Consider the following 23,968-nt stretch of genomic DNA (forward strand, 5'->3'; position numbering starts at 1 on the left):
GGCTGTATCAGGCGTGGACAGCCGCAAGATTCCCGCTGGACGACGGCCCGGGACAGTTCTGGTGTTCGCCATCGAGTCCGTCCGACTCACCGAATCCCAGCGAGGTGTCCCGTGTCCCAGTCAGAGCCCGTCGAAGGCGCTTCGTACCCCCGTGCGGTCCGCTACCCGCGAGCCGTGCCCAACACTCCGCAGGTCCGCACCACCGGACTGCGGCTCGCCCATCTGGGCGTCGACGCGACCGCCGAGCGCACCTACCTGACGGTGCTCGAACGGCCGTCCTGGACCGCCGCCGAACTCGGCGAGCGGCTCGGCCTCGACGAGGAGTCCACCCACGAGGTCATCCGGCACCTGACCACGCTCGGCCTGCTGGCCCGGGACAGCTCGGGTGACGGCTCCAGCCGCACGGTCCGGCCACTCAACCCGCGGCTCAGCCTGACCGCCCTGCTCGCCGAACGCGAGGCCGACCTCGCCCGGGTCACCCGGGACCTCGAACGCAGCCGGGTGGCCGCCGCGGAGATCGCCGGCGAGTTCGCCCGCCGGCACCCTGCGCCCCTGGGCGACAGCAACGGCGCCCTGGACTGGGCAGGCAGCCCGGCCGCCGCCCAACGCACCATCGAGGGCCTGCTCAAGTCGGCCTCCGGTGAGGTCCTGGTGAGTACACCGGCCACGGCCGCGCTCGCCGACCCCATCGCGGGCCTCCGTGAACTCGGTACGGGCGTACTGGCGCCACCGGTCCGCTACCGCATCCTCGTACCGGACGCTGCCCGCACAGATCCCATGCTGGCGCGCAGGCTGCAACAGCTGACCCGGAACGGCGCCCAGGTCCGTACGGCGACCACGGTCCCGCTGTGCGCGATGATCGTCGACACTGCGACCGTAGCGCTCCCCGCCGACCGCACTGGTCGTGGAGCGGTCAGCATCCTCCGGCTGGCCAGTGCTGTCGGCGCGGTGACCGAGCTGTTCGAACGGGTCTGGCACGCGGCCACCCCGCTCCGCCAGCCGACCGGCCTGGGCGACGCGTCCGGCCTGACCGTCCGCGAGCGTGAGGTGCTGTCGCTGCTCAGCGACGGCGGCACCGACGCCTCGGCCGCCGCGCAGCTCGGTGTCTCCGTCCGGACCGTCCGCCGGATGGTGTCCGAGATGATGGCCCGCCTCGGCGCACAGAGCAGGTTCCAGGCCGGGCTGAAGGCGTCCGAGCGCGGCTGGCTGGGTACGCGATGAGCCGCACCCTGCTGGTGTCGCCGGACCGTCCCGGGGCGTACCCGAGCATCGGGGCCGCGGTACTGGACGCCCCCGACGACGCGGTCGTCTCGATCGCGCCCGGCGTCTACCGGGAGACCATCGACCTGGCCGACCGCTCCGTGACCCTGGCCGCGGACGACGACGTGGTCATCGACGCCACGGCCGCGCATGCGCCCGTACTGCGGACGTCCGGCGGTCGGCTGACCCTCCGGAACGTGACGATCCGCGCCGGCGACGCCCCGGCGATCCAGCTGGACGGCGGGACGCTACGCGCCGAACGGTGTGACCTGTCGGCCGGCTTCGGCCCGGTCGTCCAGGTCACCGGTCCGGCCGAGGTAGCGGTGTCGCACTGCCAGGTGAGTGGCGGCGAGCACGGGCTCGTGCTGGAGGACTGTACGGCGAAGGTCGAGCACACCAAGGTGACCGGGGTGTCCGCCGACGGCGTCATCGTCCGCCTCGGCGCAACCGTCGTACTGCACGACTGCGAGCTCGTCGACTGCGGCCGCCGCGGCGTCTACGCCTACCAGTACGGCCGCCCGACCATCGACGCCTGCGCGATCTCCGGTACGTCGGAAGCGGGCATCCTGATCGCGTACGACTCCACAGCGGTACTGCGGCACACCGTGGTCCGTGACGTAGCCGGACCGGCTGTCGCCTTTGGGAGACGTTGCCGTGGTGAGGTGGTGTCCTGCCGCTGGGAGAACACATCAGAGCCTGCGCTGGAGCTGGCCGAGCCCGAACTGGTCGCAGTGACAGGTGCTGAGCAAGCCCGGGTGACCACAGACGAGCCTGCTGGCGCAGACGTCGAGTCCTTGCTCGCGGAACTGGACACGATGGTCGGCCTGGCGAGTGTCAAGGACGAAGTACGGAGCCTGATCGACGAGATCCAGGTCAACGAATGGCGGCGGCGGGCAGGGCTACCGACCGGCAGCCTGAGCCACCACCTTGTGTTCGCGGGCGCTCCTGGCACCGGTAAAACCACCGTGGCGCGGATCTACGGCAAGCTGCTCGCTGCACTCTGCGTACTGCCGAAGGGCCAGTTCAACGAGGTGGCGCGGCGGGACCTAGTGGGTCAGTACCTCGGGCACACGGCCGAGAAGACCACCATGGTGTTCGAGGGTGCGACCGGTGGAGTGCTGTTCATCGACGAGGCCTACGCGCTGTCCAGGGCGGGTGCCGAGAACGACAGCTTCGGCCAGGAGGCGATCGACACCCTGGTGAAGCTGATGGAGGACCACCGCGACGAGGCGGCGGTGATCGTGGCCGGCTACAGCGACGAGATGCTCCGGTTCATGGACGCCAACCCGGGCCTGGCGTCCCGGTTCTCGAAGACCATCGACTTCGAGAACTACTCCCCCGACGAGCTCACCCTGATCGTGCAGCGAATGGTCGCGGCGCAAGAGTACGACCTGGACGACGGCGCCGAGCCCCTGCTGCACCGGCACTTCGCCGTCGCCTCACAGGCCGCCAACTTCGGCAACGCCCGCGATGCTCGGCGGTTGTTCGACCGGGTCCGCAAGGCACAGTCACAGCGACTGCGACGCCTGGGCGGCATGCCGGCCGTCAGCGACCTGCGTACGCTCCGCCTGGACGACGTGACCGCGGCCGTCTCATGACACCGGGTCGAGCACCGCGACGAAGTCCGCCAGCAACGCGGAGACCCCTTCGAGAACGCCATCGATGCTGCCTAGCACCCCAAGCGACGGTGCCACCCAACCCCACTGCCACAGCTCGTACGTCGTCGCCGGAACAACTGCCAGCGGCCCCAGGCCAGGCAGTCCGATCGCGAACTGCTCCGGGTCGTCCGGACGGTTCCCAAGCCCGATGTACAGCGGTAGCAGCCTGTACTGCTGCGCGAAGGTGTTGACGTCGTCAACCCGTACCAAGAGCCCTCGCCGCAGCAGTTCATCCACGCGTTCTTGGTCGGGGTAGTCCGACTGGTGCGCGCGTACCCAAGCGGCGAACTCTGACTCGCTCAGGACCTCCGCCGTACCGCCAACGCGGACGACGTACTCGTCAACAGATCGCGGACCGGCGCCACGGCCGACAGGGAAGATCACGGCTGCTCCTCCGTCGCTAGGTCGAGGCATGCAGCGCTGGGTGCGAGAAGCGCGTGCAGTGAGGTCAGGACGGCGGTCAGCTCCGCGTCGTGGGCCTTGCACGCCACCAGGAGATTGGGAGACAGGTGACCGGACAACCAGAGGTCGTAGAGCGTACGGGTCATGCCCGTGAGCGGGACCTCCGTCGTACCCGATCTGAACACGGCCGTGACCTCCGGAGTGTTCCCCAGGCCCACGTGCAGCGGGAGCAGCCGGTGCCGTGCTGCGAAGTCCGCCGGGCTGTCCAGGTCCACCTCTGCCAGCAGGTTCCTGGCCAGCAGCTGATCGAGGTTGTCCGGAAACCCGCTGCCGGCCAGCAACTCGAGGATCCGTCCGCGGTCCCAGCGGCTGCGGTCATCGGCCAGGCCGTGGGCCAGCGACCAGACCGCGAACTCGTCGTCGGTCAGCCCCACGATCTCGCCACCGAGCCGCACCTGCTGGACATGACTGTCCGTGGCGCTGGCGTAGTACGTCCCGAGGCAGTGGCCGATCGGGAACATCAACGTGGTCATACGACTCACCGTGGCAGCCGTGGTGGACAGGCGCGGACGGCTTGCAGCATGTGGCCAGAGTGTGGCCACAGCCGCCGGTGTCGCGGCGAACGACCTGTTCACAAGAGAAGATGGACAACGTGACAGACACAGGACCGGCCGTTCCAGGCTGTATGGACGTGGTGCTGGTCCGGTCCGGTATCCCGCAGGTGTACCGATGCCTACGGCAAGGGACCACGGTCAGCGCCCTTGTGTACCCCGTGCGCGTCGACGCGGGTACTGCTGCCGCCTTTGCGAAGCAGGCGAAGGCCCTGCAAGGCGTTGACCACCCGCAGGTGGCACGGGTGCTGGAACCGGGCATGACCGACGGCTACCCGTACCTGATCACCACTGTCGACACAGGCACGCTGGCGGACCAGCTACGCGACCAGCTCCGCTCTCCCGCGGACCTCGCCGTACTGGGTCAGCAGCTCGCAGAAGGGCTGGCCGCGATCCATGCGGCCGGACTGGTCCACGGTGGCCTCACACCGGGTGCTGTGGTGCTGCAGCAGGACGGGCGGCCCCAGCTGTCCGCTCTCACGCTAGGGCTCGGTCAACACACCGGCCACGCCGCCCTGAACTCACCGAGCCAGCTGTACATCGCACCAGAGACCCTGCGCGACGGCACCCTGACGGCCTCGTCCGACCTGTACGCACTCGGTGCCGTGCTGTACGCCGCCGGCAGCGGCAAGCCCCCGCTCGCAGCCCGGATGGGCGAGACCGCCGGCGAGCACATCCTGCGGGTGCTGAACGACCCGCCTGCGCGTCTCGACGTACTGCCGGACTCGTTCGCCGGGCTGATCGCGCGGCTGCTGGAGAAGGACCCGGCCAAGCGTCCCGGGTCAGCTGCAGAGGTCGCCGCCGCGCTGGGTGTACTCGCGGCGTCCGCAACGCCGATGCCTGCCGCGCGTTCGGTCGCTCCGACGACTGCTCCGGCGCCGGTCCCTCCGACCATCCGCCCGCGGCCAACAGTCCTGAAACGCAAGGACCTGCCGTCGTGGCCCCCGGCAACCAACCCGGCTCCTGCGCCGCAGCCTCAGCCCCAACAACAGCCAGAGCCACAGCCGCAACCGCCACGCCAGCCGGTGGCCGCTCCAGCGCCTGTCCCGGTTCAGCAAGTACAGACAGCACCACCGGAGCCGCCTGCTCCTGCAAAGCCGCGACGCAACCGCCTGCTGATAGCCGGTGGCGTAGTACTTGCCGCAGCGCTCATCACGGGCTTCGCCCTGGCCAACCGCAAGAGCCAGACCGACCAGCCACCGATCAGCGCACCCACACCGACGCAGTCGTCCACGCCGGCATTCGTCATCACGCTGAACCCGCCCGCGGACCACAGCACGTACGTCGACCTCAGCTGGAGCGGACCGTCGGACGTCAACTACGCGGTAGTGGTCGCACAGGCCGGCCAGCAGGCGAAGACGACGCTCGTCTACAAGGCGACGAAGTACCGGGTCAACGTGGTGCCCGGGGTGCAGTACTGCTTCGCGGTCCAGGCCACCGACGGGCTCAACCCGGGCCAGTCCCAGTCCCGCCCGATCCGTGACGCCCAGTGCCAAGGACGCTGATCAGCCGATCAGGCTGCGCGCACTGAGCGTCGTCCTGACCCGCTGCGACAGCCGACCCTCGGCCAGCCCGCGACGGGCCTTCCGTACGGCGGACCACGCGAACTCCCGGTCCGGGTCGGAGTCCTGCCCGGACCACAGCGCCCGGTCCAGACACCCGGCCAGCAAGGTCATCGCCTGCGACACGGCTCCGTCCGAGTCACGCGCCAGGTCCCGTGCGGTCGCGGCCGGCGTCACCCGCATGCCGTGGTCCCGCAGCAGGTCACGGGCCTCGGCCCACGCCCCGAGCGTCCCGTGCCGCCGTCGGCGTTGACGACGTACAGCCTTGGCCAGCGGGACACCGACGAGCCACAGCAGCAGTACGACGAGCAGTACGCCTCCCGCGATCAGCAACGCGGCCCAGCCCGGGAAGTGGTGCGTGGCCGGTGTCTTCGGGGCAGGGAGGTTCGGCTCGGACTGATGTTCGCGCTCGATCTCCTTCGTGGACGGCAAGTTCTTCCGCACACTCTCCGCCGCACCGGCCAGGCCGCCCTTGCTCGTCGTCGACGTCGCCGTACCCGTTGGATCGAGCGGTACCCAGCCGACACCGGCGACCGCGACCTCCGGCCAGGCGAGTACGTCGCGGTTGCGGATCACGTACGTACCGTCCGGGCTCGGTGTGTCCGGCTGTTTGAAGCCGACGACCAGGCGCGCGGGTAGCCCGAGCAGGCGGGCCATGACGACGTACGCCGCCGCGAACTGTTCCGACGTACCGCGCTTGCTGTGCAAGAGGAAGTAGTTGAGCTGGGCGTACCCGTGGCCGGTCGGGAGGTTCTCGCCGGTCGCGAGCTTGTAGTTGGTCCGCAGGTACTTCTCCAGGACCAGCGCGAGCTCGAACGACGGGCGGACGTCGCCGGCGATGGTGCGAGACAGCTCGTCGATACCCGTTGGCACCTCGCCCAGGTCGTCACCGCTGCGCAGGTCCGAGTCGACACCTGCCGACGCCAGTTCGTCCACGTCCACCGTCGGCTCGGCCCAGTTGACGCGGTACTGCGACGGCCGTGACTGCTCGGCCAGCAATGCCCCCGACGCCGGGTCGACCAGCAGCGGCTTGTCGTCAACCACGGACAGGGTGCGGCTCTGACTCGGCAGCCACGGCAAGGACCAGTCGGCCAGCGCGATGTCCGCGGACTGTCGCCGTACCGGGACCGTCACGTGTGAATCGAGCGGGAGCTCGCGGCCGAGGCGCTGGAACTTCGGGGCGGCCGTCCAGGTCACTCCGTCGAACGAGTCGAGTGCAATGACCGGCCAGCGGTCCACGGGCCCGTTGGCGCGTGCTGTGAACACCACGGTGTCCGGTGAGTGCAGTCGCTCGGCAATCTCGGTCAGGGGGTTGCTCAACACCGTTGGAGAATCAGGAGGGCTCGGCTTCGGCAGGTGCACCGCACTGGACGTCGGCAACGCCACACCAAGCGTGCTGGCGGCTACTGCCATGGCCGCGAGGGCCGCAACCAGCCGGACCCAGGAGCCGCGATCACCCGGCCACTGCAACAAGACGAGCGCACAGCAAGCTGTTAACGCCAAGCCGGCAACCACTGCGTCGAAACCGGTCACAGTGACGTAGGCCTGCGACAGCCCAGCCACTGCTACCGCAGGCAACAAAGCTAACAGCCGCGAGCGTTGCAGCACGCGTGCACCGATCAGACAGGCAAGAAGAACCAGTACTGGCACGAAGGCGACAAGATCAGGCACAGGACTCGCGGGCCACGTCGACTCGAGCGTACGGCGCCAGCCAGAGGTCACGGCCTCCCACAAGGACACCGGGCGTCGAGCAGCACCAGGAATGACCGCCAGCAACGCGACAACGCCACCGACCAGGGTCAACGGTACGCGCCACCGAGCGAGCCCTGGTCGGTGCAGGATCGATTCTTCAACCAGGTAAGCGACTACTGCGACCGACAACATCGGCCAGAGCACAGCCGACGTACCAAAGAGCGGCGCGAACAGCAGGCCGGCTACAACAGCAGCGGCAAGTACTCCGAGGATCGGTAGCCGTCGGCTCATGTCGGTATGACGTTCCAGGCGTCGACAGCGGTCTGCGCATTGTCCGCGTGAATGACGTATACGCCGACCGCCGTATGCAGCGCGGCCTCCGCGTGCGTCAGGTCGACGTACACGACGGGCCGGTAGTTCGCCCGTACCGTCGACAGGTCGGCTGCGTCGCCTGTGAGCACAACCAGCGCACCACCGTCACGTGCGACGGGCAACGCCTCCAGCAGGTTGGCCGTGGTCGTCGACTGCTCGATCCTCGCCAGCTCGTCGAGCAGATCGCTGACGGACTGCACGTCGTGGTCGGTACCGCACGGCGTGGTGAGGCGTAGACGCTGGCCGGACTGCGCAGCCACCACCAGGATCGAGGCCGCGACGGAGACGGCGGTGTCGAACTGGTCAGCGGTCAACACCGACGTACGCGTGTCCAGCAGCACCTGCAGCCGCGGCTGGTCCGGGTCGACGTACTCCCGCACCATCAGCCGCCCCGCGCGCGCAGACGCCTTCCAGTGCACGTGTCTGACCTCGTCACCCGGCACGTACTCCCGCAGCCGCCGCAGATCGATCGAGCCGCGCAACTGGGACACCGGGCCCTCGAAGTGATGCCGCTGCCGGATGCCGGCTGCCGTACGGGCGGCGTACCGCTTCGGGTGGACGAGAAGCGTTGCAGCGTTACCGATCGACACCCGGCAAGACACCAGCCCGAAGGGGTCGGACCGCCTGAGCATCAACGGGCCTACCGGCACCGGGCCTCTACGGGAGGTTGGGAGCTCGTAGTGGTACGTGGCAGCACCGTTGGGTGCCAGTGCGGCGACAGCTACCTCGGACTGATGCTGGCCGGCCGTATCAGCCGCTACGAACGCCGGCTGCCTCCGGGTGGCCTCGTTACGCACCACCAGCCGCGCCAGGGCCGGCTGACCACACTCGACGCGGTCCGGATACAGCACACGCTCCACTGTGACCTTCGGACGCCGTACGACGGTCAACACGCTCACCAGCACCGCAGCCAGCCCTGCTCCGGCGAGCACCTGCAGCATTGGATAGCCGAGCAGCTGTCCCGCTACCAACAGGGCGACAGAGCCGCCCAGTACTCCCCAGGCTCGCAGCGTGAGCCGCGTTGTCATGACACGACGCCAAGAGACCGCTTGAGATCACGTCGTACGGGGTTACCGGGTGCCGGGGTGTCTTCGAGTACGTCGTCCACCACGCTCTCCGCGGTACGCCGAGCCAGCGTCGCGTCCGCGGTCAGCACCAGACGATGCGCAAGAACGGGGTGGGCGATGTTCTTGACGTCGTCCGGCGTCACGAACGAGCGGCCGTCCGTGGCAGCGATGGCCCGGGCCGCCCGGACCAGGGCGATGCTGCCACGCGGGCTGGCGCCGTACCGGACCGCACTGTGCAGACGGGTGGCCGCGGCGAGCCGGACGGCGTACGCCATCACCGCCTCGTCGACGTACACCGACTTCACCGCGGCCACGACAGCGCGCAGGGTCTCCGGGTCGAGCACCGGCTCGAGGTCGTCAGGCGTCGGCCCGGCACCGTCCAGCGCGACCACCTCGACCTCGGCGTCGTGGTCCGGGTAGCCGATCTCGATCCGCAGCAGGAAGCGGTCCAGCTGCGCCTCGGGCAGCCGGTACGTGCCCTCCATCTCGATCGGGTTCTGCGTGGCCAGCACCATGAACGGGTCCGGCACGCGGTGGGTCTCCGCGTCCACGGTCACCTGCCGCTCGGCCATCACCTCGAGCAGCGCCGACTGGGTCTTCGGCGTACCGCGGTTCACCTCGTCGGCGAGCACGACGTTCGCGAACACGCCGCCCGGGTGGAACACGAACCGGCCCTGGCCCTGGTCGTACACCTCCACGCCGGTGATGTCACCCGGCAGCAGGTCGGGCGTGAACTGGATCCGGCTCCAGCGGCCGCCGATGCTGCGCGCGAGACACCTGGCCAGGCTGGTCTTGCCCAGGCCGGGCAGGTCCTCGATCAGCAGGTGCCCGCCGGCGAACAGCGTCGCGACCGCCAGCCGCACGACCTGCGGCTTGCCGCGGATCACCCGCTGCACGTTCGCCGCGATCAGCTCGTACGCCTGCTGCGGCTCCATGCTGCCGTCCCGCATCCTCACTACCTGTCCTTCCGTCGGCGTGCGGTACGTCGTACGGCACCAGCCGGCGCACTGGCCGGAGGCAGCGCTGGAGCACCGGCCGTCGGCGTCGCCATAGTGGAGCCCGCAGTACCTGTTGCTGTTGGGCTGCTGCTGTTGTTGCGCTCACGGGTGATCGCCTCGACGGTGATCGTCACTCCGACCGCGGCCAGACCGGTGTAGCGCGTGCTGGTCGTCGTAACCGTCCTGTCCGCCTGGCCGGTCACTGAGACCACGTAGTGCACCAACTGACCGCCGTTGAGGTTAGGCACGGTCCAGTTGACTGTGAGGGATCCCTTGCCGGGTTTGGCCGTCACCCTTGGCGCAACGGCCGGGCCGTACGGGTAGACGGTGCGGCTGGCGGCGGAGCGCACCGAGGTACCAGCACTGTTCGTGGCTGTCACCTGGTAGCTCACCCCCTTGCCCTTGGGCGGGTTGAACGTCGCTGTGGTCTGGTACGTCGGCACCTGGAGCTTCGTGCCGTCCGAGCCGAGCACGGTGTAGCCGCTCAGCGTGTAGTCCGCGGCGTTGGGTGTGCTCCAGGAGACAGCCACCGAGCCGTCCGGCTTCGCGGCCGCGGCGACCTTCGTCGGCGGGCCTGGCGGATCGGCCTGGCCGTTGATCGAGATCACCTTGGAGTCCACGGCAGGTCCGGACCCAACGCTGTTGATCGCCTGCACAGTGAAGATGTAGCCGCCGCCGTTGAGCAGCTGGCCGAAGCTGTGGCTCCGGGAGCTGCCTGAGACGGTGGCTGTGCCCGACGCCGGCAGGCCGACGACGTACGTGCCCGGTGCGACCCGGAAGCTCACCTTGTACGCGGAGATCGCGGCACCGTTGGCCCGCGCGGCGGTCCACGTAACCGTCGCCTTACCGCTGCCGGGCTTGGCGGTTACCGAGCCAGGCGCACCAGGCGCGGCTGGCGGCGGCACGGGCTTCCGGGTCGGCTTGGGGGTCGGCTTGGTAGTCGGTGGCGGTGTCGTCGGCCGGGTGGGCTCGGTCTTCTTCGGCTTGTGCTCGGTCGGATGCGGCGGCAGCACGGTCTCGGTGGTACGCGGCTTGCCGATCGTCACCGGGACCGGCGGCAAGATCGGCCGGTGCGTCGGCGTTGGGGTCGACGGGGTCGACGTCGGCGTACTGCTGGGAGTCGGTGGGGTCGGCGTTGGGGTCGGCTTGGTGGCGGACGGGGACACCGGCTTGTCGTCGCCGTTCACGTCCACCTCGCTGACCGAGCCGTCACCGTCGACCACGGTCACCACCTGGCCGGTCTCGTCGTCGATGTACAGCCGGCCGTCCTGACCTGCCGTAACCCGTGGCCCGCCCTTGCGGTCGCCCTTCTTCTTGCCAAGGTCGTGCGTGTGCAGCGCCTTGCCGTCCGGCGCGAACGTACGTACGACGCGCTTGTCGGTGTCCACCACGGCGACGGAGGCACCGGCCGCGGCGACAGCGTCGTACCGCCCCGGCGGCAGGTTGATGCTCTCGGCCGCCTTGGCACCTGCCGCGTCGACCAGCAGCAGCCGCTGGCCGGCCAGGATCGGGATGCGCCCGTTGACGTCCGACTGCGCCACGACAGAGGTGGTCGGTAGCGCACCAGAGACGTCCAAGGGCACCGCATGGCCGGCTTTTTCACCGCTCAGCGGAGTCAGGGTGCGTTTACTCAGGTTGGCGAACGCAGGCTTGCCGGCCACGCTCAGCAGCGCACCAGCGTCCTTGCCCTGCGCGGGCAACTCGCAGGCCAGCGTCGTCGCAGCGGGCGCCAGCTTGCAGAAGTGGTCCGAGTCGCGCAGCCACAGCGCACCGTCGGCCGTAGCGATCGCGCTGGACACCACACTGCCCACGGTGATCGTCTGCAGCTGGTCACCGAGCCGCACGATCTGCCCATGCTGCCGGTAGACCAGATAGGGGCCGCCCTGGGCCTCGATACCGATCGGTTCCTCCGGGATGCCGATCCGGACCGAGTTCTTCACGGTCAGGTTCGACTTGCCGAACACGATCACGCCGTCGGAGCGTACGACGTACCCGTTGGTGGCGCCCTGGACGACCTGGCTGCCGGTCTCCGCCTGAACACCGCGGACCTCGGCGTCGACGTTCTTGCCGCCGCCGTCGACCCGGAAGACCGCGCCGAGGGTGGCGTTGTAGACCCAGTGCCCTGCCTGCTGGAACGCGACCGCCGGGGCGCCGCGGCCGAGCGCCGAGTACCCGATGAACGTCCCGAGGACCAGGGCCGCGACCGTCCACCACGCGACGGGGCGGCGGATCGCACTGGCGAGGCGAGTCATGAGGCCTAACGTGCCCTTCTTCTGTCCAGCTGCGGTACAGCGGCGATACATCAGGTCGGAAGCTGACCTCAAGAGGCCACGGTGGAGCGGGCCGGGTCCTCAGGCTCACCCAAGTCGGCCAACGCCTGGCGGGCGTCCGCAGCGGTCGGGCCCTCCGGCAGCAGCCGCAGCGCGCGACGGAAGTACTCAGCAGCCTGCTGACGCGCACCACCACTCGCCTCGGCCATCGCCAGGTTCACCAGCACGGTCCCCTCGGCGTCCCGGTCGTCGTGCACCGAGGCGATACCCAGCGCGGCCGTGAACTCGGCCCGCGCTGCCGTGATCCGTCCGGCACGGGTCAGGGCGCTGCCGAGAATGTTGCGGCTGATGAGCTCGCCGTACCAGTCCTTGCTGTAGCTGGCCGCACCAGCGACAACAGCGACCAGCGGGGTCCAGTTGGGGACGTCACCACCGATCTCGACGTACTGGTGCAGCGCGCTGATCAACAGCCAGGCGTTGGTGACGTCCTCGTCCGCCAGCAGCTGGCGGACGGCTCCGGCGACCTCGCCGTGCCATGTGTCGAACCAGTGGCGAGCAGCCGCGGCGTGTGGCCCGTCCAGGGCACCAGCAGCATCCAGAACGGTCCGCACGTACGCATATGGCCCGGCTGGCTCCTTGGGCTGCTGCGGTACGTCGGTGAGCAGTTGCTGCTGCAGTGTCCGGAGCTCGTGGCCCGGCTCGGTCCCCAGCTCGTCCACCAGCGCGGTCCGAGCCTTCTGGTACGTCGCGAGCGCATCCGCCCGGCGTCCCGCGTCCCGGTACGCAACCACCAGCCGCGCCCAGTTCGTCTCCCGCAGCGGGTCCTCGGTCGTCAGGCTCTTACACAGCGCCACGGCGTCCGCGAACCGCGTCGTACCGATCAACGCGTCCGCCAGCCGCTCCCGCACCGACCAGTGCAGCTCAGCCAGCCGCGTCACCTCCGGCTGGTGCTGGTCAGTGACAAGGCCCTCGTACGGCGTACCCCGCCAGAGTGACCGGGCCGCCTCCAGGTGCTTCAACGCCGTTGGCGCATCCCCTGCCGTCAAAGCGTCCCCACCCGCGGCAAGCAAGGTCTGCATACGGTCCGAGTCGAGCTCACCGGCCTCCACCCGGATCCGGTACGCCTTGGAGCGACTCTCGATCCGCTGCCCGTCAACACCGAGCGGGGGCAGGGTCCTACGCAGCTGCCAGATGTACGTACCGATGTTGCGCTCAGCCGAGACAGGCGGCGTCCTACCGGACCAGACCGTATCCACGATCTCCCCAACGCCCACCCAGCTGTTCGCCTTCACCAACAACAGAGCAAGCAGCGCCCGGGGCTTGTCGGCCCGGATATAGCTGACCGCATCGGTGCCATCGATCTCCACAGGCCCCAGCACCCGGAACAACACCGCCGCACACCTCCACTGCGCTGGACTCAACGAACCTCTCCGACGCAGTGATCCGCACGCCGGTTCCACACCCACAGACCACAATCAGCTACAGAAGGTAATTACCCACACGGCTCCCATCAAACCGAACGGGTGGGTCAAACTGACCCCATGGAGTATGTCGTCCTGTACAGCCTCCGCGAAGGAGCCGACCGCGCGCGCCTCCTCGAGGTATATCCCCGGCACAAGGCGTACTACGAGCAGTTCCACGCCGACGGCGGCGGACTGATCGCCCTGGGCCCGTTCCAGCCCCCCGACCCGACAGCCGGCTCAATGGGCATCTTCACCACCCACGAAGCCGCCGAACGCTTCATCACCAGCGACCCGTTCGTCCTGGAGGGCCTGGCCACCCCCCGCATCCTCGAATGGAACTCAGTACACCTCACCTGACCGGGCACCGACAAAACTGAGCATCGCCGCGGCGAACTGCTCCCACCGCGCTGTGTGCCCGATGCCGTCACCGCTGTCACCGCCGGTCGCGACCAGCCGCATCGTGCCCGCGGCAAACTCCCCCGAACCGCCGCCACTACCGCCACAGCCGTCTTCCCCAGCGCACGGAACCCGCCGGCCTCAGCGAGCCCCGACCGGCACAACCCCGCCCCGCCGCCGAACCCACCTACCCGCGCGAACCCATCGAGTCGGCGCACTCCGCAACGAACCGCGTCTCCCGCCCAGCGAGCAGCAACTCCGGGATGCCCGCCGCCGCGAACACGCCGATGTGCCAGGCACCCGCCAGCAACTCGAACCCCAACCCGGGCAACGTCGTCTCGATCGCGGTGTAACCCACGACAAGCTCGGGCCGCGTCGCGACCACCCGGTACGTCGCCGTACCGCCAATGTCCCGCCCGCCCAGATGCACCGGCCCGGCGCACCTTCCCGGGCAGCCGAACTCGGCGTCTCCAAACAGGCCGCCGCCAAAACCATCGCAGCCCTCACCCAACCGGGCTACACCACCACAACCCCCGACCCCACCGACGCCCGCTCCTCCAGGTCACACCCCGAGGCCACGAGATGATCACCCTCTTCGACCAGACCCATGCTCGTTGGTCCCACCAACTAGGCATCCGAACCATGGCCGACCTGGAACCAACCCTGAAACAACTCACCCCCAACCGTGCCGGGCGGCACCCCACCTCCGAGCCGGGACGCCGCCCGCCACCTCACCTCAATCCCACCACTGGAACTGCCACCCGTACGCACAGCCCCACTCCGGCGCACAAGTCGTATCCGGGTCCCGATACCAGACATCAGACACCTGATACCCGTTGTGCCGCGTGATGTTCATCAACTTGATGCACGCATCCTCGGTCGCACAGGTAGTGGTGTGCTCAGCCTCCGTCTGCGCATGAGCCGCCGTCCCCCCACCCACAACCAAAGCCGCCGCAGCCGCCCCCATCACCATCACTCGCCCGATCGCCCTCATCCACAAGCTCCTCACGTCAATTTTCGTTGCCCTACGCAACACCAACCGACGCTAACCCCACCCCTCCCACCCCACAAACCATTCGACCCACCCCAAACCCACCACCACACCGCCCCCAAACCGCAACAAAACCTCCACACACCAACCCAAACAATCTGCTAGCTCGACCCGCATCCCTCCGTCAGCCGTCCCACGACAGCCGACGTTTGAGTTCGTCGTACGTCGGCGTCACCCCTCGTACAGCCCGGATGCGAACCTTCTTCAGGTTCGGCACCGACAGAAGCGGCGTGTAGTCCAGATCGTCGACGATCAAAGTGTGGAGGAGGAGAGACTCGAGTTGAGGCAGCCGAGCGAGAAAGGCGACCGGCCGAAGGTGTACGTTCCGCGGGCTGATCCAGTCTCCGCCAAGTTCCAGCTCCTTCAGTGCCGGCATGTCCCGACAGGATCCGCATCGACGACACCCACCAAGCCCTCCATCTGAAGCGTCTCCACGCATCGGAGGCGCACAACATGAGTCAGGTCTCGGGTCTGGAAGCCCCAGAGAGCCGCAGTGTGTGCACCTTGGACATTCCGCCCAGAACCGCAAGATCGTCGTAGCCACCTCACTTGACTTGGAGCGACACCAACTGGTGCCGCGTCGACAATGCCTCGAACAGCCGCTTGGGTGTCCGAGTCGTGAACTCGAGCGACCGGATCGCAGTTGGCCCGTCCCGAAGAACTCCACTCATTCGTCGACGATCTGCCGCTTCCGCCGCTCCGAGTACGCCGCACGAAGCTGAGTCGCCGCAATCACAACAGCAGACTCCCCGGAGTACTCGCCAACCTCGACAAGCACCCGCCCGCCGGCTGCCTGATCCCGTGCCATGCCGCCATCGTCGCAGAGCTAGGCGACCGCCTCCGCTCCAAGCAGCCGTTCGCATCTCCGCACCAACTCACCCGCACCCTGTGCGAACATCCTTCCGTGAGCGATCCGCCATTTCCGGATGCAATGAGCCAATGGGTCGATTGGGATGTCGCAGCGTGGCTCCTGGCCCGCGCCATCGGCGTGCCGCTACCTCCGACGTTCACGGCGAGCAAAGCAACGTTCTGGACAGACAACCCCGCCGGCAACAACCTCCACGACGCACTCCTGGCCCTCCACCGAGCAGGCATCCTGGACCGCCGCGACGACCCTGACGAACAGTTCCGCTGGAACCCACTCCCCAGCTAGCTGCCCTGACCTGCCGCTGGTAGGCCCCGTGGGACTCGAACCCACAACCCGCGGATTAAAAGTCCGCTGCTCTGCCAGTTGAGCTAGAGGCCCTCAGTTGGTGAGGGGAACAGTGTGTCAGGTTTGGTGGGGGAATGCTTGGTGGGGGGCGGGGCGACGGATTGCGGGGGGTGGAGAGGGTAGTGGTATAGATCAGAACTCGCTCGGGGTGGCCTAGTAGCGGGTGGCGGTTACGTCGAGGTCGATCAGCACCTCGGGGTGGACCAGTGCCGTGGTGAAGGTGTTCCAGTTCGCCTGCCAGGTGTGGCGGTTGAGTTTGGCGGTGGCGGTCAGGTGGGCCTCGTCGGCGGTCTGGGTCAGGACGAACGGGACCGTCAGCGGGTGGGTCGTCCCGCGCAGGGTCAGTTCGCCGGTGACGTCGTACCGGTCGGTGCCCTGCGGGGTGATCTCGGTCGTCACGAAGGTCATTTCCGGGTACGTCGCCGTACCGAAGAAGTCCTTGCGGAGCTGGTCGTCGCGGCGGGTGTTGCCGGTGTTGACGCTGTCCAGCTGGACGGTCACCCAGCCGGCGGCGGGGTCGAGGGCGCCTTCGAAGGTGTCGAAGCGACCGCGGACCCTGCTGCCGATCCGGTGCGCGGCGACGAACCCGATCCGGCTGCGGTTCTGGTCGAGAACGTATTCAGGCATGCAGGTACGACGAAGCAGCCCGCCGGACTGTCAGCCGATCACCCCCGTCGTGATGCGGCGCGGCGTGATGTCGAACATCGAGTCCTCGGGAGGATTCGCCAGGTACGCCGCCTGTGCCTCGGGCGGGAGGTACTTCGTGACCATCGCCTGCAGGAGCGCCGGGTCGAGCGGGAGGAACCGCGCGACGCCCTGCATGTTGACGTAGCGGGCGGTCGGCCCGTCGGCGGTCTGGATCGAGAGGGAGAGCTCGCCCGTGCCGGTGCGGTGCAGGCGGGTCTTCTTCGACTTGGCCGGCGTCATCACCTGGAAGCGGTTGCCCTCCGGCAGGTGATGGAACCAGACCGGTGTCACGTGCGGCGACCAGCCCGGGTCGTCGATCGCGAAGACCGCGACCAGCGGCTGCGCCAGGAACTCGGCCATTTCCTTGTCGTCCATCGTTCGGAACCCCATCCCCGAACCTTCGCACCGGCCGCCGACAGTTTGGCGTCATACTTCGGTCATGAGCGACATCGAGGAGCAGCCGATCAGCGCGGACGAGCCGGACCTCACCGAGGAAGAGGGCGAAGCGGGCTTCGACCTGGGGGTGGACGTGGCGCAGCCGCGGGTCGATCCCGGCCCGGAGAGCTTCGACATCGCGAACGACATCGGGTTCGGAAACGGACCGCAGCATTCCTGACGCGCCGTGCTGACGTACGTCCTGAATTCGCAGGACCTTGCCGACGTACGGTTCGCGGTCTCGCCGGTCGCGGAGATGGTGCTGTCGTTGCGGGCGCTGCGGGAGCCCGGGCGGTTCCCGTTGCAGCTCGGGTGGGTACGCGCGGTGCAGCCGCGGGTGACCGAGCTCGACTGGGACGTACTGCGGTGGCTGGTCAACGACACCATGGGCAGCCCGGACTTCCTCACGCCGCGCCCCTCGTCGCCGTTGACGCAGCTGGCCGACGAGCTGGATCTGATCGCAGCCGTAGACCAGGACACGTTCAAGAATCAGCTCATAGCCGTGAACGGCGAGCTCCCGGAGGCCCTGACCGTCGACAAGGTGGTCAACGCGCTCAGCGAGTACTGGCAGGCCATGATGGCGCCGTACTGGAACCGTATGCGGACCCTGCTCTCCGCTGACATCAGTTACCGCGGCCACGTCCTGACTCAGCACGGCACCGGCGTAATGCTCAACGGGCTGGGCCCTGCCATCAGCTACGCGGACGGTCTGCTCAAGGTCGACAAGGTCGCCGCGCTGACCCGTCAAGAAGACATCAACGGTCGCGGTCTCGTACTCCAGCCGACCCTCTTCGGCCCGCACGCGGTCATCCCGTTCGAACCGGGCGCCGATCCACTGCTCGGCTACCCGCCACGCGGTCAGGCGAACCTGTGGTCGGTCGCCGAACCACCGTCCCACCAAGACCTGGCCCAACTGATCGGTACGCCGCGAGCACGCATCCTCGACCTGCTCACACACCCCCGCACCACGACAGACCTGGCCGGCGAACTCCAGGTCACCCCGTCCGCGGTCAGCCAGCACCTGCAACTGCTCCGCCGTACCGGGCTGGTCGAGCCGCAACGCACCGGCAAGCAGGTCCTCTACCGCCCGACCGAACTCGCAGCGTTGCTGACCGGTAGCGAGCCGTTGACACCGCCGTAACATCCGGCAATAGTTTGCGAAAGCGATTTCGCACCACACGTCGTGGCAGCCGGCGTCCCACCCACCGCCCTGAAACAGGAGTCGGCATGAGACGTACTGTTGCGCTCGTTCTCGGAGTTCTCCTCCTCGGCATCGGCACCATCACCCCGGCCCACGCCGCGACCCTCGCCCTCACCCCGATCACCCTCGGCAACGTGTTCACCGACGGCCAGCAGGTCAAGGTCGGCCTCAGTACGGACGCCTCGTCCGTGACCTGGTCGGCCGCCGACGTCAACGGCACCGTCGTCGCCAGCGGAAGCCAGGCCGCCGCCAGTACCTTGCAGGTCGCGGTCACGACCCGCGGCTGGTACGAGCTCACCGTCCAGGCGGGTACGGCGACCGCCAAGACGACGTTCGCCATCCTCAGCCCGCTCAGTACGGCGCCAGTCGCCGGCCTCACCACCACCCGGGTCGGTGACTTCGAGAACGCGGCCGAAGGCTGGACGTTCTACCCGGGCAGCGAGTACCCCGGCGCTACCGGGAGCTTCGCGCTCGACACCACCGACAACCACTCCGGTACGAGTTCCGGCAAGCTGTCCGGCGACTTCAGCGCCGGCGGTGCGTACGTCAGCGTCAACCGCACCCTCCCCTCGGTGGCCGCGACCAGCCTGAGCTTCTGGGCAAAGACGTCGAACCTGTCGTTCCTCACGTTCCGCATCACCGATTCGACTGGCCAGGTGCACCAGCAGCGCCTGACGTTGTCAGGGGCAACCGATTGGCAGCCCCTCACCGTCACCCGCTTCGACGGCGGCAAGCAGTACAGCCACTTCGGCGGCGCCAACGACGGCGTGTGGCACGGGCCGGCCAAGCAGGTCGAGGTCATCCTCGACAAGGGCGCGATCAGCGGTGCCACGAGCAGCAGCGTCAACCTCGACGACTTGACGCTCAACGCGCCGGCCGCAGCGCCTACTACTCCGCTTGGCGACTACGAGAGCGCTGCGGAAGGCTGGACGTTCTACCCGGGCAGCGAGTTCCCGGGCGCGACCGGCAGCCTCAGCTACGACACCGTGTCGCCGCAGTCCGGCGCACAGTCGGCCAAGCTCAGCGGCGACTTCACCGGCGGCGGCAACTACGTCGCGCTTCAACGCACCTTCGTACCGATCGACCTCAAAGCCCTTGATCTGTGGGTGAAATCGAGCCAGGTCTCGTCGATCGGCCTGCGGCTCACGGACGCGACCGGCCAGGTCCACCAGCAGCGCCTCGCGGTGTCCGGGTCCGCGTGGCAGCACCTCAGCGTCACCCAGTTCGACCACGGCACCGGGTACCTGCACTTCGGCGGCGCCGACGACGGCATCTGGCACGGCCCGGCGAAGGCGATCATGCTGACGCTGGACGAGAGCGCGATCCTCAACAGCGGTACGTCGGCAGCGGTCAACGTCGACGCGGTCGCCGCGACCACGGCCCCGACGTACCAGGGCGCCGGCACCCACTTCGGAGCGACCTGGAACCAGGACGTGATGCCGCTGCTCGCACAGTCCGGGGCGCGGACCGCGCGCGACGAGGCGAAATGGGCGGACATCGAGACGACCGTCGGCAGCTACACGTTCCCGGCGAAGTTCACGTCGTACCAGCAGGCCTTCCAGTCCAGCGGTATCGACCCGCTGCTGATCGCGGACTACGGCAACGCCAAGTACGACGATGTCGCGGGCGACCTCTTCGACGCGCCGTTCACCGACGCGGGCCGAGCCGGGTTCGCGAACTACGCGGACGCGCTCGCGAGCCAGTACCCGCAGGTGAAGAACATGGCGATCTGGAACGAGTGGGACGTGAACGCCGCCGGACCGTCCAACTACACGCCGGACAGCTACCTCGCGTTGCTCAAGGCAACTTATCCGAAGCTGAAGGCGAACCACCCGGGCCTGACGATCGTCGGCGGCGGGGACACCGATGTGACACAGCAGGCGTGGTTCCAGCAGTTCTGCCAGCTCGGCGGGCTGAAGTACCTCGACGTGGTGTCGGTGCACCCGTACAACTACCTGAACGCCCCCGAGAGCCTCGGCTCCTTCCTCGACCAGGTGCGGGCGACGATCCGGCAGTACAACGGCGGTGTCGACAAACCGATCTGGATCACCGAGGCCGGCTGGTACACCGGTGCCGGCAGCGCCGCGCCGGTCAGCGAACCGACGCAGGCGATGTACGTCGCCCGCGCGATGCTCAACGTCCCCGGGCACGACGTCGACCGGTTCTACACGTACGACTTCAAGAACGACGGCATCAACCCGGCCGACCAGGAGAACAACTTCGGGTTGGTGCACAACGAGGCCGACGCGCTCGGCGCCTACACGCCGAAACCGTCGTACGTCGCCTACGCCACGGCCGCTCGACAGCTCCGCGGGGCGACGTTCCTCGGCAAGGAGTACCCGGGCAACGGCCTGATCGACCAGGTGTACGCGGCAGGAGACGGTACGCCGTTCCGCGCGATCTGGGCGGCCTCCGGCGCGAACACCACCGTGACCGTCAACGCGACCGGCCCGGTCCAGGTCACCAGCCTGTACGGCCTCCCGTACACCCTGACCCCGAACGCGAACGGTCAGGTAACCGTCACCGTCGGCACCTGGCCGACGTACATCTCCGGCTCAACCGTCACCGCGGTGACAACCCCGTAGCGTCCACGCCACCCTCCCGATCCGGAAACGATCGGGAGGGTGAGCTACAGTCGAGATGTCCGCGGGAGCTCGCAGGGAGTGGGCTGAGAGGGTGGCTGCCGTCACCGACCGCTGAACCTGAATCGGGTAATTCCGGCGTAGGGAGGAGCGGGATGGAATCCGTCTGGGTGAACGGTACGGCGGTCGACGGGCCGGCCGGGAAGTCGGTGGCCGAGCTGGTCGCGGAGTACTCCGACCGGAGCACCGGGATCGCGGTCGCGGTGAATCAGAACGTGCTGACCAAGGCCGAGTGGGCGCAGACCACGGTCCGCCCGGGTGACCGGGTCGAGATCGTCAGCGCGACGCAGGGAGGCTGAGATGGACGATCCCCTCGAGCTCGGCGGGCGGACGTACGCGTCCCGGCTGATCATGGGTACCGGCGGTGCCGCCAACCTGGAGGTGCTGGAGGAGGCGTTGGTTGCCTCTGGCACCCAACTCACCACGGTCGCGATGCGCCGCCTCGGCACCGGCCACGAGGGCTCGGTGCTCGACGTACTGAAGAAGCACGGCATCGACGTACTGCCGAACACGGCCGGCTGCCACACCGCCGCCGAGGCCGTCCTGACCGCGAAACTGGCCCGCGAGGCGCTGGAGACCGACCTGATCAAGGTCGAGGTCGTCGCCGACGACCATCTGCTGCTGCCGGAACCGATCGAGTTGCTGGATGCCGTCGACGCCTTGGTGGCGGACGGTTTCACGGTCCTGCCCTACACCAACGACGACCCGATCCTGGCCCGCCGGCTCGAGCAGGCGGGCTGCGCGGCGGTGATGCCGTTGGCCGCACCCATCGGTTCGGCGCTCGGCATCCGGAACCCGCACAACATCGCGCTGATCGCCGAGGCCGCGAACGTCCCGGTGGTGGTCGACGCCGGCATCGGTACGGCGAGCGACGCCGCGCTGGCGATGGAGCTCGGCTGCGACGCGGTGATGCTGGCGACCCCGGTGACCCGCGCCGAGAAGCCCGCGCTGATGGCCGCCGCGATGCGCGACGCCGTCTCCGCCGGCCGGAACGCCCGCCTGGCCGGACGCGTCCCGCGCCGCTGGCAATCCGGGCTGGCGTCGTCCCCTACAACTGGCCTGCCAGCCTTTTAGCGTCCGCCGCGTCCAGCGACCGATCCAGGAGTACGGCGGTCAACGACAACGTCAGCTCCTGGTTCGGTTGGAGCACCAACGGTTCGTCCCACGCCAGCGCCGGGCAGACGCCGACGTACTGCGCGACCCGCAGGAACCACCGCCGTACCTGCTCGGGCTGGACCAGCAACAGACTCACCTCGCCCTGTACGAAGGCGATCCACGGACTCGTCGATCCGAACGCCGCCTCCAGCCCTTCGCCGTCGGAGCTGAGGACAACAGTTTCCGAGAACGGCAGCCGCCAGAAGATCCCGCCGTACGCCGCCCCGTCGCGGCCGGTCGTCGCCGGGCTGTCGATCCGGACCGAGCCGTACCGGGCGGTGAGCACGCTCCGCCAGTCGAGACGCCAGCCGCCGAAGGCCAGGTCGCCCGTGAGGCTCCGGCGTTCCACCAACTGCGGACGGCCCTGTTCGTCGTACCAGGTGATGTCGTCGATCAGTTCGCGATCGTTGACCGTGACGCCACGGCTGCGTTGCTGGCCGTGGTTCCGCAGCAGGGTCGGCCCCTGGCCGCGGACGTACGTGCGCGCGCCCCAGTGCGACGTACCGTTCACCTGCGCGACCGCGAGCGAGACGCCGTAGTGGTGCCGGTGGTCGACCGGGCTGACCTCGGTCAACGGATGCCCGCCGAGCGTCCGGACGGGATGCAGGTACGGGCGCGGCGCGTGCACCTGCGGCATCCGCCGGCCGAACTCGTACCGCGCGAGCAGCCCCGCGGAACTCCCCAGCTCGAAGATGTCGCCCTGCTGCTGCCACCCGATCCGGTCGTCCGACGCCGCCGGCCGCGGCTCCCGCGGCACCGGGCCGGTACTCGCCCGCACCGCCAGCCGCACCGCCAGCCGCAACTCCGGTACGCCGTCCGCCGCGTCCGCCGACCCGCCGATCGAGGCGAGCAACCGCTGCCACGCCAGCTCCCCCAGGTCCTTCTGCGGGACCCGTACGGTCGTCAGCGACGGTACGGCGAACCGCGCCAGCCCGATGTCGTCCATCCCGGTCACGGACAGATCAGCCGGTACGGCGACCCCGACCTCGTTGAGCCGCGCCAGCAGCCCGAACGCGACCAGATCGTTGAACGCGACCACCGCCGTCGCCAGCGACTCGAGTACTCGTTCGACCGCGGCGTACCCGTCCTCGATCGACCAGCCGCACTCCAGCCGGACCAGGTCCAGCCCCGGGATCTCCCGCTCGGCGACCTCGAGTGCCCGCAGGCGCAACTGGTTCGAGGCGGACGCGGGCGGGCCGGACAGGAACGCGAGCCGGCGGTGCCCGAGGCCGACGAGGTGATCCACGACGATCCGGACGGCGCGGCCGTAGTCGACCACGACCGACGAGACCTCCGCCGGTCCCTGGCGGTTGACGAGGATGACCGGTTGCACCTGCGGCAGCAGCTCGACCAGCCGCTGCTGGTCCATCCGCGGCGAGACCATGATCAGCGCGTCGCAGCGCCGCCGGGCCTCGATCGCGATCGCCGCCTCGGCCTCCGGATCCTCGTCGGTCTCGGCGACCAGCACCTTGTACCCGGCCGCGGCCGAGGCGTTCGTGATGCCGCGGAGGATCTGCTGGAACAGCGGGTTGCCGAGATCCGGGACGACCAGCGCGACCATGTTCGTCCGGCCCAGCGACAGGCTCCGGGCCAGGTCGCTCGGGCGGTAGTTCAGCTGCTCCGCGGCGGCCCGGACCCGGGCGACGATCTCGGGTGCGACACTGAGCCGGCCGTTCATCACCCGGGACACGGTCGCCCGCGACACCTCGGCCACGCGTGCGACGTCGGTGATCGTGATGGTGTCCTTCGGTGTCCGGCCCACCTCCGTATCCTCTCCCGATGGAAACCGGTTTCTCAACCCCCGGTGTGATCGGATGGGGACCTACACCGAAC

Annotated in this window: 23 protein-coding genes, 1 tRNA gene and 1 riboswitch; of the genes, 10 read left to right on the top strand and 14 right to left on the bottom strand. The window is 68.7% G+C overall.

The genetic code is table 11. The features are described from left to right. The first annotated feature begins 174 nt into the window (after positions 1–174). Positions 175–1,221, top strand: coding sequence for a helix-turn-helix transcriptional regulator (locus ACQHIV_RS26290; RefSeq protein ID WP_427886060.1), 1,047 nt, complete (start codon positions 175–177; stop codon positions 1,219–1,221). After that, the gene (locus tag ACQHIV_RS26295; RefSeq protein WP_427886062.1) at positions 1,218–2,858 is read left to right on the top strand and encodes an AAA family ATPase; all 1,641 of its coding nucleotides are present in this window, start codon (positions 1,218–1,220) and stop codon (positions 2,856–2,858) included. Before ACQHIV_RS26290 ends, ACQHIV_RS26295 begins: the two co-directional genes overlap by 4 nt. On the opposite strand, the gene ACQHIV_RS26300 is transcribed toward ACQHIV_RS26295, so the two are convergent. Both ACQHIV_RS26300 and ACQHIV_RS26305 read right to left on the bottom strand, forming a co-directional pair. Continuing rightward, positions 2,853–3,302 carry a hypothetical protein gene (locus ACQHIV_RS26300; RefSeq protein WP_427886064.1) on the bottom strand — a complete coding sequence of 150 codons (450 nt, stop codon included), beginning with the start codon at positions 3,300–3,302 and terminating at the stop codon, positions 2,853–2,855. The two genes, ACQHIV_RS26295 and ACQHIV_RS26300, sit on opposite strands and share 6 nt — an antisense overlap. After that, on the bottom strand, positions 3,299–3,853 hold the full coding sequence (locus ACQHIV_RS26305) for a hypothetical protein (RefSeq protein WP_427886065.1): 555 nt from the start codon (positions 3,851–3,853) through the stop codon (positions 3,299–3,301). The genes ACQHIV_RS26300 and ACQHIV_RS26305 overlap by 4 nt, the downstream gene beginning before the upstream one ends. 239 nt (positions 3,854–4,092) lie before the next feature. On the opposite strand from ACQHIV_RS26305, the gene ACQHIV_RS26310 reads away from it, so the two are divergent. Then, positions 4,093–5,436 carry a protein kinase domain-containing protein gene (locus tag ACQHIV_RS26310; RefSeq protein ID WP_427886067.1) on the top strand — a complete coding sequence of 448 codons (1,344 nt, stop codon included), beginning with the start codon at positions 4,093–4,095 and terminating at the stop codon, positions 5,434–5,436. On the opposite strand, the gene ACQHIV_RS26315 is transcribed toward ACQHIV_RS26310, so the two are convergent. The 5 genes from ACQHIV_RS26315 to ACQHIV_RS26335 all read right to left on the bottom strand — a co-directional run bounded on the left by ACQHIV_RS26315 (position 5,437) and on the right by ACQHIV_RS26335 (position 13,283). After that, on the bottom strand, positions 5,437–7,476 hold the full coding sequence (locus ACQHIV_RS26315) for a transglutaminaseTgpA domain-containing protein (protein ID WP_427886069.1): 2,040 nt from the start codon (positions 7,474–7,476) through the stop codon (positions 5,437–5,439). It abuts the gene before it with no gap. After that, a complete protein-coding gene (locus ACQHIV_RS26320; protein ID WP_427886071.1) occupies positions 7,473–8,585 on the bottom strand; it encodes a DUF58 domain-containing protein in 1,113 nt (370 codons plus the stop codon). Before ACQHIV_RS26320 ends, ACQHIV_RS26315 begins: the two co-directional genes overlap by 4 nt. Next, positions 8,582–9,574: an AAA family ATPase gene (locus ACQHIV_RS26325; protein ID WP_427896557.1), complete on the bottom strand. Its 993-nt coding sequence runs from the start codon at positions 9,572–9,574 to the stop codon at positions 8,582–8,584. The genes ACQHIV_RS26320 and ACQHIV_RS26325 overlap by 4 nt, the downstream gene beginning before the upstream one ends. 5 nt (positions 9,575–9,579) lie before the next feature. Continuing rightward, the gene (locus ACQHIV_RS26330; RefSeq protein ID WP_427886073.1) at positions 9,580–11,874 is read right to left on the bottom strand and encodes a fibronectin type III domain-containing protein; all 2,295 of its coding nucleotides are present in this window, start codon (positions 11,872–11,874) and stop codon (positions 9,580–9,582) included. Positions 11,875–11,942: 68 nt separating this feature from the next. After that, entirely contained in the window at positions 11,943–13,283 is a 1,341-nt protein-coding gene (locus ACQHIV_RS26335) for a BTAD domain-containing putative transcriptional regulator (RefSeq protein ID WP_427886075.1), read from the bottom strand. 150 nt (positions 13,284–13,433) lie between these two features. Here ACQHIV_RS26335 and ACQHIV_RS26340 point away from each other — a divergent pair, with 150 nt between their 5' ends. Beyond that, positions 13,434–13,712, top strand: a complete 279-nt coding sequence (locus ACQHIV_RS26340) for a YciI family protein (RefSeq protein WP_427886076.1) — start codon at positions 13,434–13,436, stop codon at positions 13,710–13,712. Between the two features lie 226 nt (positions 13,713–13,938). On the opposite strand, the gene ACQHIV_RS26345 is transcribed toward ACQHIV_RS26340, so the two are convergent. The 3 genes from ACQHIV_RS26345 to ACQHIV_RS26355 all read right to left on the bottom strand — a co-directional run bounded on the left by ACQHIV_RS26345 (position 13,939) and on the right by ACQHIV_RS26355 (position 15,610). Continuing rightward, a complete protein-coding gene (locus ACQHIV_RS26345; RefSeq protein ID WP_427886078.1) occupies positions 13,939–14,181 on the bottom strand; it encodes a hypothetical protein in 243 nt (80 codons plus the stop codon). Between the two features lie 745 nt (positions 14,182–14,926). Next, entirely contained in the window at positions 14,927–15,178 is a 252-nt protein-coding gene (locus tag ACQHIV_RS26350; protein ID WP_427886080.1) for a hypothetical protein, read from the bottom strand. A gap of 291 nt (positions 15,179–15,469) precedes the next feature. Beyond that, the gene (locus ACQHIV_RS26355; protein WP_427886082.1) at positions 15,470–15,610 is read right to left on the bottom strand and encodes a hypothetical protein; all 141 of its coding nucleotides are present in this window, start codon (positions 15,608–15,610) and stop codon (positions 15,470–15,472) included. Between the two features lie 96 nt (positions 15,611–15,706). On the opposite strand from ACQHIV_RS26355, the gene ACQHIV_RS26360 reads away from it, so the two are divergent. Continuing rightward, positions 15,707–15,955: a hypothetical protein gene (locus ACQHIV_RS26360; protein WP_427886083.1), complete on the top strand. Its 249-nt coding sequence runs from the start codon at positions 15,707–15,709 to the stop codon at positions 15,953–15,955. 17 nt (positions 15,956–15,972) lie between these two features. On the opposite strand, the gene ACQHIV_RS26365 is transcribed toward ACQHIV_RS26360, so the two are convergent. The 3 genes from ACQHIV_RS26365 to ACQHIV_RS26375 form a co-directional block, all read right to left on the bottom strand. Further along, a tRNA-Lys gene (locus ACQHIV_RS26365) sits at positions 15,973–16,048 on the bottom strand. A gap of 120 nt (positions 16,049–16,168) precedes the next feature. Further along, the gene (locus ACQHIV_RS26370) at positions 16,169–16,642 is read right to left on the bottom strand and encodes a YceI family protein (protein WP_427886084.1); all 474 of its coding nucleotides are present in this window, start codon (positions 16,640–16,642) and stop codon (positions 16,169–16,171) included. Positions 16,643–16,672: 30 nt separating this feature from the next. After that, positions 16,673–17,092, bottom strand: a complete 420-nt coding sequence (locus ACQHIV_RS26375) for a pyridoxamine 5'-phosphate oxidase family protein (RefSeq protein WP_427886086.1) — start codon at positions 17,090–17,092, stop codon at positions 16,673–16,675. A gap of 49 nt (positions 17,093–17,141) precedes the next feature. Here ACQHIV_RS26375 and ACQHIV_RS26380 point away from each other — a divergent pair, with 49 nt between their 5' ends. The 5 genes from ACQHIV_RS26380 (at position 17,142) to ACQHIV_RS26400 (ending at position 22,054) form a co-directional block, all read left to right on the top strand. Continuing rightward, positions 17,142–17,318, top strand: coding sequence for a hypothetical protein (locus tag ACQHIV_RS26380; protein ID WP_427886087.1), 177 nt, complete (start codon positions 17,142–17,144; stop codon positions 17,316–17,318). Between the two features lie 6 nt (positions 17,319–17,324). Further along, positions 17,325–18,278: a DUF5937 family protein gene (locus ACQHIV_RS26385; protein WP_427886089.1), complete on the top strand. Its 954-nt coding sequence runs from the start codon at positions 17,325–17,327 to the stop codon at positions 18,276–18,278. Between the two features lie 86 nt (positions 18,279–18,364). After that, positions 18,365–20,923, top strand: coding sequence for a glycosyl hydrolase (locus ACQHIV_RS26390; RefSeq protein ID WP_427886091.1), 2,559 nt, complete (start codon positions 18,365–18,367; stop codon positions 20,921–20,923). A 51-nt stretch (positions 20,924–20,974) separates the two neighbouring features. After that, positions 20,975–21,084, top strand: a riboswitch (TPP riboswitch). Further along, positions 21,076–21,279, top strand: a complete 204-nt coding sequence (gene thiS / locus ACQHIV_RS26395; RefSeq protein ID WP_344188488.1) for a sulfur carrier protein ThiS — start codon at positions 21,076–21,078, stop codon at positions 21,277–21,279. Its footprint overlaps the riboswitch before it by 9 nt. A 1-nt stretch (position 21,280) precedes the next feature. After that, the gene (locus tag ACQHIV_RS26400) at positions 21,281–22,054 is read left to right on the top strand and encodes a thiazole synthase (RefSeq protein ID WP_427886093.1); all 774 of its coding nucleotides are present in this window, start codon (positions 21,281–21,283) and stop codon (positions 22,052–22,054) included. Here the strand turns inward: ACQHIV_RS26400 and ACQHIV_RS26405 are convergent. After that, positions 22,029–23,897: a DUF6807 family protein gene (locus tag ACQHIV_RS26405; RefSeq protein WP_427886095.1), complete on the bottom strand. Its 1,869-nt coding sequence runs from the start codon at positions 23,895–23,897 to the stop codon at positions 22,029–22,031. The genes ACQHIV_RS26400 and ACQHIV_RS26405 overlap by 26 nt on opposite strands. Between the last annotated feature and the right edge of the window lie 71 nt (positions 23,898–23,968).

Origin of the sequence: Kribbella polygonati, from assembly GCF_050320105.1 — a bacterium.
Lineage (GTDB): Bacteria > Actinomycetota > Actinomycetes > Propionibacteriales > Kribbellaceae > Kribbella.

What these genes read in the sequence shown, in the direction of transcription:
- ACQHIV_RS26380 (WP_427886087.1), top strand. Translation starts at nt 17,142, where the DNA reads ATGAGCGACATCGAGGAGCAGCCGATCAGCGCGGACGAGCCGGACCTC.
- ACQHIV_RS26315 (WP_427886069.1), bottom strand. Translation starts at nt 7,476, where the DNA reads ATGAGCCGACGGCTACCGATCCTCGGAGTACTTGCCGCTGCTGTTGTA.
- ACQHIV_RS26305 (WP_427886065.1), bottom strand. Translation starts at nt 3,853, where the DNA reads ATGACCACGTTGATGTTCCCGATCGGCCACTGCCTCGGGACGTACTAC.
- ACQHIV_RS26400 (WP_427886093.1), top strand. Translation starts at nt 21,281, where the DNA reads ATGGACGATCCCCTCGAGCTCGGCGGGCGGACGTACGCGTCCCGGCTG.
- ACQHIV_RS26325 (WP_427896557.1), bottom strand. Translation starts at nt 9,574, where the DNA reads ATGCGGGACGGCAGCATGGAGCCGCAGCAGGCGTACGAGCTGATCGCG.
- ACQHIV_RS26370 (WP_427886084.1), bottom strand. Translation starts at nt 16,642, where the DNA reads ATGCCTGAATACGTTCTCGACCAGAACCGCAGCCGGATCGGGTTCGTC.
- ACQHIV_RS26355 (WP_427886082.1), bottom strand. Translation starts at nt 15,610, where the DNA reads ATGGCACGGGATCAGGCAGCCGGCGGGCGGGTGCTTGTCGAGGTTGGC.
- ACQHIV_RS26350 (WP_427886080.1), bottom strand. Translation starts at nt 15,178, where the DNA reads ATGCCGGCACTGAAGGAGCTGGAACTTGGCGGAGACTGGATCAGCCCG.
- thiS (WP_344188488.1), top strand. Translation starts at nt 21,076, where the DNA reads ATGGAATCCGTCTGGGTGAACGGTACGGCGGTCGACGGGCCGGCCGGG.
- ACQHIV_RS26340 (WP_427886076.1), top strand. Translation starts at nt 13,434, where the DNA reads ATGGAGTATGTCGTCCTGTACAGCCTCCGCGAAGGAGCCGACCGCGCG.
- ACQHIV_RS26375 (WP_427886086.1), bottom strand. Translation starts at nt 17,092, where the DNA reads ATGGGGTTCCGAACGATGGACGACAAGGAAATGGCCGAGTTCCTGGCG.
- ACQHIV_RS26320 (WP_427886071.1), bottom strand. Translation starts at nt 8,585, where the DNA reads ATGACAACGCGGCTCACGCTGCGAGCCTGGGGAGTACTGGGCGGCTCT.
- ACQHIV_RS26390 (WP_427886091.1), top strand. Translation starts at nt 18,365, where the DNA reads ATGAGACGTACTGTTGCGCTCGTTCTCGGAGTTCTCCTCCTCGGCATC.
- ACQHIV_RS26295 (WP_427886062.1), top strand. Translation starts at nt 1,218, where the DNA reads ATGAGCCGCACCCTGCTGGTGTCGCCGGACCGTCCCGGGGCGTACCCG.
- ACQHIV_RS26330 (WP_427886073.1), bottom strand. Translation starts at nt 11,874, where the DNA reads ATGACTCGCCTCGCCAGTGCGATCCGCCGCCCCGTCGCGTGGTGGACG.